13 protein-coding genes and 1 tRNA gene are annotated in these 13194 nt (G+C 48.9%); 9 read left to right on the top strand and 5 right to left on the bottom strand.

Annotation, left to right across the window (positions count from 1 at the left end):
* Positions 1-11: 11 nt before the first annotated feature.
* The 3 genes from NY07_RS09360 to tsgA all read left to right on the top strand — a co-directional run bounded on the left by NY07_RS09360 (position 12) and on the right by tsgA (position 2609).
* The gene (locus NY07_RS09360; RefSeq protein ID WP_033539085.1) at positions 12-446 is read left to right on the top strand and encodes a DUF3859 domain-containing protein; all 435 of its coding nucleotides are present in this window, start codon (positions 12-14) and stop codon (positions 444-446) included.
* A 203-nt stretch (positions 447-649) separates the two neighbouring features.
* Positions 650-1354, top strand: coding sequence for a purine-nucleoside phosphorylase (deoD, locus tag NY07_RS09365; RefSeq protein ID WP_033539086.1), 705 nt, complete (start codon positions 650-652; stop codon positions 1352-1354).
* A gap of 79 nt (positions 1355-1433) precedes the next feature.
* The gene (gene tsgA / locus NY07_RS09370; protein ID WP_033539087.1) at positions 1434-2609 is read left to right on the top strand and encodes an MFS transporter TsgA; all 1176 of its coding nucleotides are present in this window, start codon (positions 1434-1436) and stop codon (positions 2607-2609) included.
* Between the two features lie 41 nt (positions 2610-2650).
* On the opposite strand, the gene NY07_RS09375 is transcribed toward tsgA, so the two are convergent.
* A complete protein-coding gene (locus NY07_RS09375) occupies positions 2651-3322 on the bottom strand; it encodes a Crp/Fnr family transcriptional regulator (RefSeq protein WP_033539088.1) in 672 nt (223 codons plus the stop codon).
* A gap of 462 nt (positions 3323-3784) precedes the next feature.
* Here NY07_RS09375 and NY07_RS09380 point away from each other — a divergent pair, with 462 nt between their 5' ends.
* The gene (locus NY07_RS09380) at positions 3785-4651 is read left to right on the top strand and encodes an AraC family transcriptional regulator (RefSeq protein WP_033539089.1); all 867 of its coding nucleotides are present in this window, start codon (positions 3785-3787) and stop codon (positions 4649-4651) included.
* A gap of 432 nt (positions 4652-5083) precedes the next feature.
* Here the strand turns inward: NY07_RS09380 and NY07_RS09385 are convergent.
* Both NY07_RS09385 and yjjG read right to left on the bottom strand, forming a co-directional pair.
* Positions 5084-5174 (bottom strand) — tRNA-Ser (locus NY07_RS09385).
* Between the two features lie 210 nt (positions 5175-5384).
* Positions 5385-6062 (bottom strand): pyrimidine 5'-nucleotidase, encoded by a 678-nt coding sequence (gene yjjG / locus NY07_RS09390; RefSeq protein WP_033539090.1) that lies wholly within the window; start codon positions 6060-6062, stop codon positions 5385-5387.
* Between the two features lie 162 nt (positions 6063-6224).
* Between yjjG and lepB the strand changes: the two genes are divergently transcribed.
* Entirely contained in the window at positions 6225-6911 is a 687-nt protein-coding gene (gene lepB, locus NY07_RS09395) for a signal peptidase I (protein WP_033539091.1), read from the top strand.
* A gap of 28 nt (positions 6912-6939) precedes the next feature.
* Here lepB and NY07_RS09400 read toward each other — a convergent pair whose 3' ends face one another.
* Positions 6940-7416, bottom strand: a complete 477-nt coding sequence (locus NY07_RS09400; protein ID WP_033539130.1) for a hypothetical protein — start codon at positions 7414-7416, stop codon at positions 6940-6942.
* Positions 7417-7583: 167 nt separating this feature from the next.
* On the opposite strand from NY07_RS09400, the gene ubiD reads away from it, so the two are divergent.
* Together ubiD and fre are read left to right on the top strand one after the other, a co-directional pair.
* Positions 7584-9065: a 4-hydroxy-3-polyprenylbenzoate decarboxylase gene (gene ubiD / locus NY07_RS09405; protein WP_033539092.1), complete on the top strand. Its 1482-nt coding sequence runs from the start codon at positions 7584-7586 to the stop codon at positions 9063-9065.
* A gap of 134 nt (positions 9066-9199) precedes the next feature.
* Positions 9200-9898 (top strand): NAD(P)H-flavin reductase, encoded by a 699-nt coding sequence (gene fre, locus NY07_RS09410; protein ID WP_033539093.1) that lies wholly within the window; start codon positions 9200-9202, stop codon positions 9896-9898.
* Positions 9899-9944: 46 nt separating this feature from the next.
* Here the strand turns inward: fre and nhaC are convergent, their stop codons facing one another.
* A complete protein-coding gene (nhaC, locus tag NY07_RS09415; RefSeq protein WP_235363911.1) occupies positions 9945-11465 on the bottom strand; it encodes a Na+/H+ antiporter NhaC in 1521 nt (506 codons plus the stop codon).
* A gap of 357 nt (positions 11466-11822) precedes the next feature.
* On the opposite strand from nhaC, the gene NY07_RS09420 reads away from it, so the two are divergent.
* Together NY07_RS09420 and NY07_RS09425 are read left to right on the top strand one after the other, a co-directional pair.
* Positions 11823-12404 (top strand): nucleoside triphosphate pyrophosphohydrolase family protein, encoded by a 582-nt coding sequence (locus NY07_RS09420; protein ID WP_033539094.1) that lies wholly within the window; start codon positions 11823-11825, stop codon positions 12402-12404.
* 253 nt (positions 12405-12657) lie between these two features.
* Positions 12658-13194 carry a thioredoxin family protein gene (locus NY07_RS09425; RefSeq protein ID WP_033539095.1) on the top strand — a complete coding sequence of 179 codons (537 nt, stop codon included), beginning with the start codon at positions 12658-12660 and terminating at the stop codon, positions 13192-13194.

The following is a 13194-nucleotide window of genomic DNA, read 5'->3' on the forward strand; positions in this document are numbered from 1 at the left end:
ACCAACCTTCTTTGTCTAAGCTCAAAGCCGATGTCACCATACTGCAGGCCGGACTCTTTAGCCGTTGGGATGAAGAGAGTCCAGACCTGCCTAAATTTCTCAAGGCCACAGTGCATGTACCGGCCGAAATAGACATAGAATTTGGTTTCATCGCCCGTATCCGCAAAGCCAAGAATCGGCTGCTAAATTACTGTATCTATCACCCCAACATTCCCGATGAACAAGGCAATATTCGCCCGCCCTTCGAAGGCGAGCTGTTCGTCGAATCCAACGACTGGAAATTCTATCTGGGCGATACCATCTGGGCGCCTGAGCATGACAAGGTAGGTAAGTGGCGTATGACTCTGTCTCTGGGGGACAAGGTAGTTGCCGAGAAGACCTTTAACGTACATCTTAACGATGAAGAGAGTCAGGTGGCCAACTTCTGGAAACGCAGGGGCTTTTAACCATTTATCTTTACAAACAGAACCTTTTTCAACAACCCATTGACCATAAAGGGGCAACCACCCCGTCACTTAGGTAACAACTCTCTGTAGCGTGACGCGAACGAAAAATTTTACCTATAAAATCACACCATGCGGACTTATGTCCTCTCGTCACTCCCAAACACCAATTACTATCGGGATAAATCTGACACAGAGGATAATTTATGACTGCACATATCAATGGCCAAGCAGGCGATTTTGCTGAAACCATCATAATGCCAGGGGATCCGTTACGCGCAAAGTATATCGCAGAGCACTATCTCGATGACGCACAAGAGATCACTAATATTCGCAACATGTTAGGCTACACCGGTTTTTATAAAGGCCAGCGCATCTCTGTCATGGGGCACGGTATGGGCATCCCCTCGATGGTGCTTTATGCCCATGAACTAATCACTCAGTTCAATGTTAAGCGCATTATTCGTGTGGGTAGCCTGGGAGCGACTCAACACAAGGTTAAGATTAACGATGTGATTCTGGCACAAGCTGCTGGCACAGACTCTCCTACCAATGCCAAACGTAGCAGCGGTTACCAAATGGCGACCTCGGCCACATTTGAGCTACTCCACAGAGCCTACACTATCGCACAAGAGAAGCAGATCAGCGTCAAAGTGGGCAACATCTTCAGTGGTGACATGTATTACGACCCCGATGAGGATATGATCCCGGCACTGGAGCGCTTTGGCGTTTTAGGCATAGATATGGAAGCCGCCGGTTTATATGGCTTAGCCCATCACCTAGGCATCGAATCATTGGCCATTTTAACAGTATCGGATCACTGTTTAACCGGTGAAGAGACCACTGCGGAGGCGCGCCAGTACACGTTTAATCAGATGATTGAACTAGCGCTCGAAACTGCTCATCAGTAATAGCACTAGGCATGAGTTATTGATCATGCCTCTTGAGATCGCTCTTGATGAGCGACATTAGCAAATTAGGATTTAGAAAATGAAGAATAAAATCTCCTTAACCTTGCTCAGCTTTTTAGCCAACTTTGTCATGGCAGGCTTCGCAACCCAGTTTGGCATGTTGATTGAACCGATAGCTGAAAAGTACTCAGCTAACGTTAACGAAGTTGCCTCTATCTTTTCTCTGTTAAATGGTGGCGCGCTCGCCGGTACCATCGCGGCCTTTTTCTTAATTGAGAAAATTGGCGTAAAACGTATGACCTTAGTCAGTTATTTAGTGATCGCTGCCAGCGCTGGAGCCATGCATTTCACTGACTCATTAAGTATTGTGATGCTCGCCATGACGCTGATCGGTTTATGTGGCGGCGTGGGATTATGTATCGCCGGCACCATTGTCGTCTCCGTTTGGAAAGACAAAATTCAAAGCACTATGCTTGTCGTGCAAGATGCAACATTTAATGTGGCTGGTGTCGTATTCCCTCTGATCACCACATACGCACTAAGCAACGCATTATCATGGAGTTACAGCTATCTAACTGTAGGTGTTGTTGCTCTGGGAACCGCGCTAGTCGCCCTACTCACCAACTTTTCATTGTGTGAAACACGCCGAGAGACGCTGACGACGAAAGATGAGTCGGAATGGAATCTCGGCATTATTAGTGGCGGTGTCGGCTTGTTTCTGGGGATGTTAGCGCTTTATACCTTCCTCACTTGGGCACCAATGTTTGTTAAAACAAAATTCGACATCCCCTTCGAAGACGCTGGCAACATCATTACCCAATATTGGTCTGCCGCACTGATAGGTGCCTTGGTCTCAACAGTGATAGTGTCACGAGTTAAAATCCAACATTTCGTGATGGGGATGATAAGTCTGGCGCTGATCATTACCAGTCTGATTGTGACCACAGACAACTTAGAGTCCATCGGCTATCTGACATACGGTTATGGCTTTGCCTGTGCCGCCTTGTATAACGCCTTCATTGCTTATGGTGTCTCATTTGTCAAAACAGCCAGTAGCCGCAACGTGTCATATATATTGATCAGTGGTAGCGCAGGAGCCATGTTTAGCCCTGCCATCAGCTCACTATTTGAGAGCATCATAGGTCTGCAAAGCGTCATGTATGCAATTCCTGTGATTTATGCCTTAATCATCACAATGCTCGTCATCTCAAACCGGCAGCGAGTAGGCCTAACCGTCCAGACAAATCAGTCTTAATGCTTGATTAACCTCGAAGGCCCCGAACTCGCATTTGGGGCCTATTCGATAAATGCCTTTAGACCTGCTAAGTCGCAAATCACCAAGCCCTCTTTATCGCGTTTAATTAGCCCTTGTTCCTCTAAACTTTTCACGGCTCGACGATACACTCTATCCGTTGTAGCAAAACGCTCAGCCTCTAAGTAACACTTAGTAAATCCCTCTACAGGTTGATCTTTTAGATGTTGATGATAAAGATCATAGGCGATGTTGTACGCGATAGGATAGAGCATTCTGCGAGTCAAAATATCCATAGTATCTTGGTAATCGATGGCAATGGCACCGGCAAAAAATAGTGCAAACCTTGGGGTTTTAAGCAGCGCCTGATGCAACTTATCACCATTAATAATCGCTATTTCTAAAGACTCCTCGGCAATAATGTCGAGTTGGCAAAGGTAATCGGTAAAAAACTCCATTTCACCAAATAACTGAGAGTCACAATTCATAGTGCCAAGCTGAAAACTACGGCCATTTCTTGCTGTGTAGCCCATAGATATTCGCCCTCGAGGCACTAAAATCAGTGCATCAAGCTTCTGGCCTTGCTGCATTAATTTATGCTGAGGAGCGACCGTTTTCGTTTCGCTAATACACTCTCTCATTACGCTTTCGATGGCATCATGCTCCTGTTGCCACATAGACCGAAAGCGACCTTTATCCAGTGGTTTTAGCTGCATAATAGATCCGAAAAATCAAAGTCAATTTGCCCTAACTTACTCTTCATAACGCTCCACGCCACCGTCTATAGATAGAGCAGGCTCACTACCCACCAGATAAAACTCAATTTACGCCTTTCACTTACCACTTTGCAAGACAGGATAAGCGCCATCCAACAGGGGCAAACCAAACTGCGCGACTAGCTTAAGGAGCGACTAGCGTAAAAGATTAAGCCAGCACAGGTCGTCGGTCATAATGGCTCATTCAGACAAAGCTAACTAATGATTGACGATATGACACTATGCCCTTTGTTCTATCAAGCTTTTTAACCTACTATAACTCGCTCCTTTGGGATAAAGGCAGCTGACTGAAATACTAGCATTACAGCTAATGGGTTGGATAAATTTTGCATTAAGCAATATCGGTCAGGTAACGCTAACGACCAAGATTCACAATAGCCTCTCACTTGAACAGAGATGCATATGAACAGAGAAGCTCATCAAACCTATAGTCAACGAATCCAGGCGGTTTGTGACTATATTGGCAAACATCTGGACCAGCCCCTGACGCTGGAACAACTCAGCCAGAAGGCGTACTTCTCCAAGTATCATTTTCATCGCCAGTTTCAGGTGTATACCGGCATAACTTTAGGTAAATACATCAGTCTACTCAGGCTGAAGCGGGCCTCATACCGATTGGTGTTTCATCCGGAGCTCAAGATCACCGACATCGCCCTCGATGCGGGATTTGAGAACGGCGAATCCTTTTCGCGTGCCTTTAAGCAGGTATTTGCCCAGACACCGTCACAATTTAGGTTAACGCCTCAATGGGAGCGATGGAGTCGAGAGTATGCCAAGATGAAACCTATCAGGAGAGAGACAGTGCAAATTAATATTACTGAAAGAGACGACATCAAGGTCGCCGTGCTGGAACACAGAGGCAGCCCGGCCTCACTGAACGACTCGATTCAACAATTTATCAGCTGGCGCAAGCAAAGCGGCGAATCGCCAGTCACCAGCAGCCTGACATTGGGCGTCCCCTTTAACGACCCTAATACTGTGGAACCCGAGGCATTTCATTTCGACATCTGCGGCTCGGTCACGACTGATGTCAAAACCAATGACTATGGGGTGATCACCAAGACGATCCCCGGTGGTCGCTGCGCCGTGATCCGCCACCTGGGACCACACGATCAGATGGACAATAAGATCTATCAATTCTATCGCGATTGGCTACCCCAGAGCGGTGAGGAGCTAAGAGACTTCCCCCTCTACTTCGAGTACCACAACTTCTTCCCCGAAGTGGCGGAGCATGAGCTAATCACCGATATCTATTTCTCGCTAGTCTAAGCTCATTTCAGGACGAGACAATATAACGAAAAAGGCTTCCATTTCTGGAAGCCTCTTCTCTTAATACAGCGAAGAGATAGCTGGGTTTAAACGTTAGGAACCCAGGGTTCAAAGTACTTATGTTTGCTTAGTATCTTAAGTAGCACTTAGCTAGAGCTAGAACGAAAAAGGCTTCCATTTCTGGAAGCCCTTTTTCTTAATTTGATAGAGAGATAGCCAGATTTAAATATTAGGAACCCGGCTATGACTCAAATGCTATATGTTAGATAGCACAAAGCCCGCTAAAAAGCGGGCTTTGTTAATGAGGCTGAGTGATAGCTAGATCTAAACATTAGGAACCCTGGGTTCAAATAATCCCTATGACCAGACTTTAGATAATGGCCAGCCAAAACGAAAAAAGGCTTCCATTTCTGGAAGCCTTTTTTCTTAATGTGGCGGAGAGATAGGGATTTGAACCCTAGACGGGCTATAAACCCGTGCCGGTTTTCAAGACCGGTGCATTCGACCACTCTGCCATCTCTCCGAACGCCGAGAATAGTAAGGAAATGGACTTTAAATGTAAAGCCTAAATTTCACTAACTGAGCAACAAATAATCCATTAAGGCATTTTTCGATGACAAATGCGTTAAAAACAACCTTTTTAGTGATATTTGGGCGCTAAAACACCCATGCCGAGTGTACTTATATGCACAAAATGCCCTTTAAGATTGTCGATGTAAGCCCCCTATAAACATCACCCCTTGGTCAGCAACTGTTGCAACTCGCTGAGTGAGGCCACCTGATAATGTGGTGTGATTCCCTCTGGCGCTGGTTGACTGGCATGGTTTAGCCAACAGGTATCGAATCCGGCATTGATCCCCCCCTGAATATCTGAATGGGGATTATCCCCCACCATCAATACATGCTCTCTGGGTGGATGAGCCATCTGCGACAGCGCGTGCTCAAAAATCGCTACATCGGGTTTAGCCACCCCCACCTCTTCGGAGATCACCACAGGTGAAAAGGCATGCAGCAGGCCGGTACGCTCTAAACGCACCTTCTGAAGATCCGTAAAGCCATTGGTGATGATCCCCATTTGTACCTTGCCATAGAGGGCATCGACCAGCTCTGCAGCACCGGGCAGTAGAGTACAGATATCGGCCATCGCCGTGAGAAAAGCAGCGTTGAGATGCTCGGCAGTCACAGACAGCTTCTCAGCCCAGCGCTCGAAACGGGTCACCTGCAGATGACGGGCACTGATCTTGCCATCTTGATAGTCTACCCAAAGGGGTAAGTTCACTGTTTGATATTCTTGGAAATCGGCAAGGGTGAACTCTACACCGAAGCGCGAAAACATCAGCTGTAATCCTTTAAAGGCATCGAAATGAAACAGAGTTTCATCGGCATCAAACAATATCCACTGGTACTTCATTCTCTCTCCATGGTTATGACCTCAGGACAAGGGGCAGCACTATATCAATGCCAAGCTTAGCTGAGCAAAAATATTTGCTTACGCTTATGGGATAACGCAGCAGGAACCTCTTGGACGGTGAAGCGTCTGATGGTAAGACACTGAATTTTCCAAGGAGTGGTTATGCTAAAAAAAGTGATGCGACAAGTGAAACAACACCGCCAGTTCATTCTTTTTATCGGCCTGATGTTGGTGTTTCGCAGCGCCGTCGCCGACTGGAACCATGTGCCTAGTGGTTCTATGCTGCCCACCATAGTGCAGGGCGACCGCATACTGGTGAATAAAATGGCCTACGATCTGCGCCTTCCCTTCACCCATATCACCTTAGTTAAGCTAGCCGAGCCCGAACGCGGCGACATCATCACCTTCGACTCGGCGGTGTCCGACAAGAAGCTAGTCAAGCGCATCATAGGCCTGCCTGGCGATACTGTGTCGATGCGCAATAATCGCCTCTACCTCAATGGTCAGGCTGTAAACTATGAAGCATCATCGCAAACCGTGACCGACTGGCGAGACGCCTTTAGCGACGAGCGAAAAGCCTTTAGCGATATACAAGAGGCCTTGCCCGGCAAGCCCCACGCCATAAGATTAAATGCTTCCCCCTCAAGGCTGGCAAATTTTGGGCCTGTGACTGTCCCCCAAGGGCACTACCTGACACTTGGGGATAATCGCGACGCCAGCGCCGACTCCCGTGTTATCGGCTTCATCCCGCGCGAAGAGATCACAGGTAAGGCTCACAGGGTGGCTTTTTCAAACGATCCCGAGCACTATTATTGGTTTAGGAACGAGCGCTGGCTAATGCCCATATAGTCACGAAAAAGAATCATCAAAGTGGCAGCTACTCAAGCTTTACGTAGCTGTCACTATTCCAATCATAGACATACTCTACCCCTTGCCATTCGTAAATCGTCCTGCCCTCTTTGATTCTCACCCTAGCATTGGCAGGCAGGCTCTTAATGGCATCACTCTGAGTAAGACTGGTGGTGACTTGCTGCGGCGGTGCAATAGGTTTTGGCTTACGATATTTTCTCGGCTCGAAACGATAAGGGTAACGCCAGCGGTCACGCCAATAGCCATAGTGATTATGACGCCAATAGGGAAAACCAGTGCCTATGCCGATACGCCAGCGCCAAGGGTCATAGTAGCCTCTATCCCAATCGTGACGATATTCCCAACCGGTATTGACGCCGAAATCAGAACTGACATGAAATTGGTTATCTATCTTAAGCGCCCAGGCAGGCATTAGGGTAAGCGGCAACAGGCTCAGCAACAGCGCTCCCTTGACTAACAACAAAGGCCTTATCTTGTGCTTCATATTGCCACCTCGTCTTAAGAACAACATCGACATCTTAGCCTTAATTATAATCCCTGCAAATCTCGCCGCATTAGGGTCGCAAAGCCGATGTAAGCTATTTGGGAATAACGCCCATAAATGGTATAGTGCGCGCCATATCACATTTTTCTTAGCACGAGTATTTCCACATGAGTTTTAAGGATTTACGCAGTTTTATCGATCACCTCGAAACCAATGGCGAACTAAAACGCATCGCTCACCCTGTGGATCCCCATCTGGAGATGACAGAGATTGCCGATCGTGTATTGCGGGCAAAAGGCCCAGCGCTGCTGTTTGAAAATCCTGTCGGAAAGACAATGCCTGTGCTTGCAAACTTGTTTGGCACCCCTAAACGCGTAGCTATGGCTCTGGGCAAAGAAGACCCGCTAGCCCTGCGCGATGTGGGCGAACTGCTGGCCTTCCTCAAGGAGCCCGAGCCACCCCGCGGCTTTAAAGATGCCATCTCCAAGATCCCCATGTTCAAACAAGCCCTGAATATGCCCCCTAAGACGGTGCGCAACGCTCCTTGCCAGGAGGTAGTGATCAGCGGCGATGATGTGGATCTGACCCAATTACCTATTCAGCACTGCTGGCCAGGCGATGTTGCGCCACTGGTCACCTGGGGATTAACCATCACCAAAGGGCCGAGGCAGAAAAGACAAAATCTCGGCATCTACCGCCAACAATTGCTGGGTAAGAACAAGCTGATCATGCGCTGGCTAGATCATCGCGGCGGTGCGCTGGACTTCAAAGACTTTAAGGAACAAAACCCAGGCGAACGCTATCCTGTGGTGGTGGCGCTGGGCGCCGATCCCGTCACCATCTTAGGCGCCGTCACCCCTGTGCCCGACGCCATGAGCGAGTATGCCTTTGCCGGCCTGCTACGCGGTGAACGCACCGAGGTATGTAAGGCACTGACCTGTGATCTAGAGGTACCAGCCACCAGCGAGATCATTCTGGAAGGCTATATTGAACCAGGTGAAATGGCCGAAGAAGGGCCTTATGGCGACCACACGGGTTACTACAACGAAACCGATGAATTCCCGGTCTTTACCGTGACCCATATCAGCCATAGACGCGATGCCATCTACCACAGCACCTATACCGGCAGGCCACCCGATGAGCCAGCTATGTTAGGTGTGGCACTGAACGAAGTGTTCGTGCCTATTCTGCGTAAGCAATACCCGGAGATTGTCGACTTCTATCTGCCACCAGAAGGCTGCTCCTACCGCATGGCGGTGATCTCCATTCGCAAGCAGTATCCTGGGCATGCCAAACGGGTAATGATGGGTGCATGGTCCTTCCTGCGCCAGTTCATGTACACCAAGTTCATCATCATAGTGGATGAGGATGTGAACTGCCGCGACTGGAACGATGTCATCTGGGCTATTACGACCCGGATGGATCCTAAGCGAGATACCGTCATGATAGACAACACTCCTATCGACTATCTGGACTTCGCCTCCCCGGTGGCAGGTCTTGGCTCTAAGATGGGAATGGATGCCACCAACAAGTGGGAAGGGGAAACCGACCGTGAATGGGGTACCCCTATTGTGATGGATGAATCCGTCAAACAACGTGTCGATGAGATCTGGGATGCCTTGGGCATAGATGATGCGCCGACACTATAATCAATATCAGACGTAAACTAATCATCTGAATTTAAAAAACAAATTAAAAAAGTTAACCCTTTGAATACTTGAACAAATTAATCAGGTATTCAAAGGTGCTAAACCTCCACAGAGAGGGTCTGAAAGGAAAACCAATGAACACCATACGCTGTAAAGTTGAACATGTTACCGCCTTTAATGATGCCGTTTATCAGGTAGCATTAACCCCAGAAACCAGCTTCGAATTTCAGGCTGGTCAGTACCTTTGCGTCGTAATGGGTGAAAAAGATAAACGTCCCTTCTCTATCGCCTCGGCGCCAGGCAGCGATCAGATCGAACTGCATATCGGCGCAGCGGTCAGCGAGAGCTACCCGATGCAGGTAGTTGAGCGCTTGCAACAGAGCGAGTATATCGATATCGAGGCTCCGGGCGGCGAAGCCTTCCTGCGTAGCGAAAGCCACAGACCCCGTCTACTGATCGCCGGTGGCACTGGCTTCTCTTACATCAAGAGCATCGTCGAGCAGATGATCGCCTTAGGGCAGAAAGTAGAAACCACTCTCTACTGGGGCTGTCGTAACCAGGACGCCATGTACTACGAATCATTGGCCCGCCAATGGCACCAAGATAACGCTTGGCTGAACTTTGTCCCTGTGGTTGAAGAATCGACACCCGAATGGCAGGGTAAGACAGCCAACCTGCTGGCCCAGATAAAACAGGACTACGTCAGCCTCAACGGCTACGACATCTATATCGCCGGCCGGTTCGACATGGTTGGCGCCGCCCGCGAAGTGTTTCGTGAAATAGGCGTCGAAGAACAGCATCTCTATGGCGATGCCTTCGCCTTTATCAAATAGCAAACTCAATTTAGCCCTGACACTTAGTCAGGGCTAAGCCACTTCTTTAAGCCACGGCCTCCATGCCTTCATTCTCCTCTAGTCGTTCAATCTTGAAATCATAATAGGCATACGCCGCGCTGATAAAGGGACAGACTAAGTTAAAGAAGGCAAAGGGCAGATAGGCGATGGTCGCAACCCCTAGGGTGCTCGCCATGTAGGCACCGCAGGTATTCCAGGGTACCAGAGGGCTGGTGATGGTCGCTGAGTCTTCCAGAGCCCGGCTTAGGTTAACCGGCGCCAGACCATGCTTCTCATACTCGACCTTAAGCATACGACCCGGCAGCAAGATAGCGATAAACTGATCACCTGTGATCAGATTCGCGCCGATACAGCTGGCCAAGGTAGTAATAATCAGACTACCGCTGGATTTTACTAAGCCTAATACCCCTTGCAGTAGACGCTGCAACAGACCGGTTTTTTCCATCACGCCGCCGAAGGCCATGGCGCAGAGGATCAACCAGACGGTGTTGACCATGCTGCTCATGCCGCCACGGCTCAGCAGACTGTCGAGCGTCTTATCTCCCGTATCGGCGGTATAGCCATCAAACATAGCCACCCATATGCCTTTTACTAAGGCGACCATAGTGGGCAGGCTGTCATCGTTGACAAACTTAATCACTCCATCGAACTGAAACAGTGCCGCGCAGATGGCACCGGCCAAAGTCCCCAAGATCACTGTCGGAAAAGCGGGCAACTTCTTGTAGGCCAACACTAAGACCACCAGCAAAGGCAGTAGCATATGCAGGCCAGGATGATACTGAGCTTCGATGCGCGACATGGTCGCGGCCAGATCCGTCACTGCGCCGCTACTGTCACTGTTAAGACCGATAAACAGGAAGCCTATCAATGCCAACAATATGCTGGGCGTAGTGGTCCACACCATATGTCGAATATGGCTAAACAACTCAGTGCCAGCAACGGCTGGTGCCAGGTTAGTGGTGTCAGACATGGGCGACATTTTGTCACCAAAATAGGCACCACTAATAATCGCTCCCGCGGTTATCTCGACGCTGAGCCCCATGGCACCAGCGACGCCAATTAATGCGATACCTAAGGTACCGGCCACCGTCCAGGAACTACCTATACTCAGGGCCACCACGGCGCACAGTAGGCAGGAAGCGGCATAGAAATACTCTGGGTTTAAGATCTTCATGCCATAGAAGATCATGGTGGGCACAGTACCCGATAAGATCCAGGTACCGATCAGCGAGCCGACCGAGAACAGGATCAACAGGGCGCCGGTGGCTAAGGAGACGCTCTTAACGATACCCGCTTCCATCTCCTTCCAGCTGTAGCCGTTTTTCACCCCGATAACCAAGGTAATACAGGCTGCCATGATGAGGGCTATCTGGTTGGCGCCGTAGGAGCTGTCAGACGAGAACAGATACACAGACGCGGTGAGCATGCACACTAAGGCGATGATGGGGATCAAGGCATCGAGAAGCGTCGGCTGCTTGTGTTTACCTATTGGGGCGTTACTCGCATCTCTGCCATGAGAGCCTGGCGACTGCTGATGAGAAGTCATGGTTAGTCCTTATTATAATTATGGTTTTTCCTAATTTTTTACCCCAGGTGTAAATAAGCCAAAGCGGTGTATTCACCACAGGGGCCGAACATAGTTACACATTTTTAACAATTCAGTCCAGACCACAAAGGGCGTTTACTCAGGCTTTAGCCCAGAGATTAAGCATAAGCGAGCGTAACCATTCATCTCATCAGTTAATTACAGCCTAGTTATGCAGGAAAACCACATATCTCTCTATTTCAGCACAAGGTAAAAAACTTCACGCCCTTGCACCTGTTGCTCACGGACATCACCTTTCAATTGGCCGCCCATTAAATTAAAATTGCCGCCATTCAAACTGACACTTAAGGCCAAGCGATGAAACTGACCGCACTCGATCAGCCCCTATACGACCACCTTTACCGCGACATTCACCAGTTCCGCGCAACGTTCGATCTGCCTATCGAAGATGCAAGCACTCTGGATGACCAGGCCGATACACTACACACCTCGCTCGCCATCGAAGAATTGACCGAACTGGCCGAAGCCGACTGCCGCGTTGAACAGGCTGACGCGATTGTCGATTCGGTTTATGTACTCATGGGCCGCCTGGTGCATCTTGGTGCCAAGCAAGTTAATGATCGCCTGGAGATCAGCTATGTGATCGATCTCCTGCTCCACGTGGCCAAGAATCGTGACATCGACTTCATCCGTTGTTGGGACGAGGTGCACTCGAGCAACATGAGTAAGGTTTGCCGTAACGAGCAAGAGCTGGAAGAGACTATCGCTCACTACGCCAAGCAGGGAGTAGAGATTGTCGGCAGCCGCAAGGGCGATTTCATCATCGCCAAATGTGCTAAGGATGTGGAGATGGCCGGTAAAGTCGTGCGCCAGGGTAAGGTGCTCAAATCTGTCTACTACCGCCCTGCCGACCTTAGCAAACTGGTGAGCAACGCATAAACCTAGCGTGAGGTGTCGGCAACTGCCGATGCCTCAATCTGCCCAAGTTAATAGCTTGTTGTTAATTGCATGAAATACAATAATTTGCATTACAAAGGTGTGAACCCTAGCAGCAAGCTTATCTCCTCGGCGTGATCCAGTTAACAGCTAGCCGCATTGACGCTACTCTCGGTGCCACTTAGATGATTGAATAGAGACAAGATGAATTTGATTATCGATTCTGGTTTTTGTCTACTGGCCTGAGGTACTATCTATGACCAAAAATATTAAAGCATTACTTGCCACCACAGCGCTATTCTTTAGCACTCAGGCACTGGCAAATAATGGCTGTGCATTCGATGAAAAGCAGGAAGGCTTTATCGCCACCTGCAGTGAGGAGAAACAGGAAGTGATACTAACCGGCGAAGTTCAAGCCCAAACCTTAGTCACTGAACTAGAAGATTTCGTTCAAGGCTACGCTGAGTATCAGGTCGACACTAAGGCGATCGAACCACTAAAGCAGCTGCAAACACCAACTGAGATTGTGGTCATCATAGGTACCTGGTGCCCTGATTGTCACCGAGAAACCCCACGCTTTATCCGCATCATTGAAGCGCTTAACAACCCTAACATCAAGGTGAGTTACATTGGGGTAGACCGTAAGAAGCAAGACCCTGAAGGTCTGGCGGCCAAGTATGACTTTACCCGCATTCCAACCTTCATCGTTAAGCAAGATGGCAAAGAGATTGGCCGCATCGTTGAGCGTCCGGAGATCTCTTTAGAAGTGGATTTAGCGAAGATCCTTAAGTAA

The organism is Shewanella sp. ECSMB14101, from assembly GCF_000773485.1.
GTDB lineage: Bacteria > Pseudomonadota > Gammaproteobacteria > Enterobacterales > Shewanellaceae > Shewanella > Shewanella marisflavi.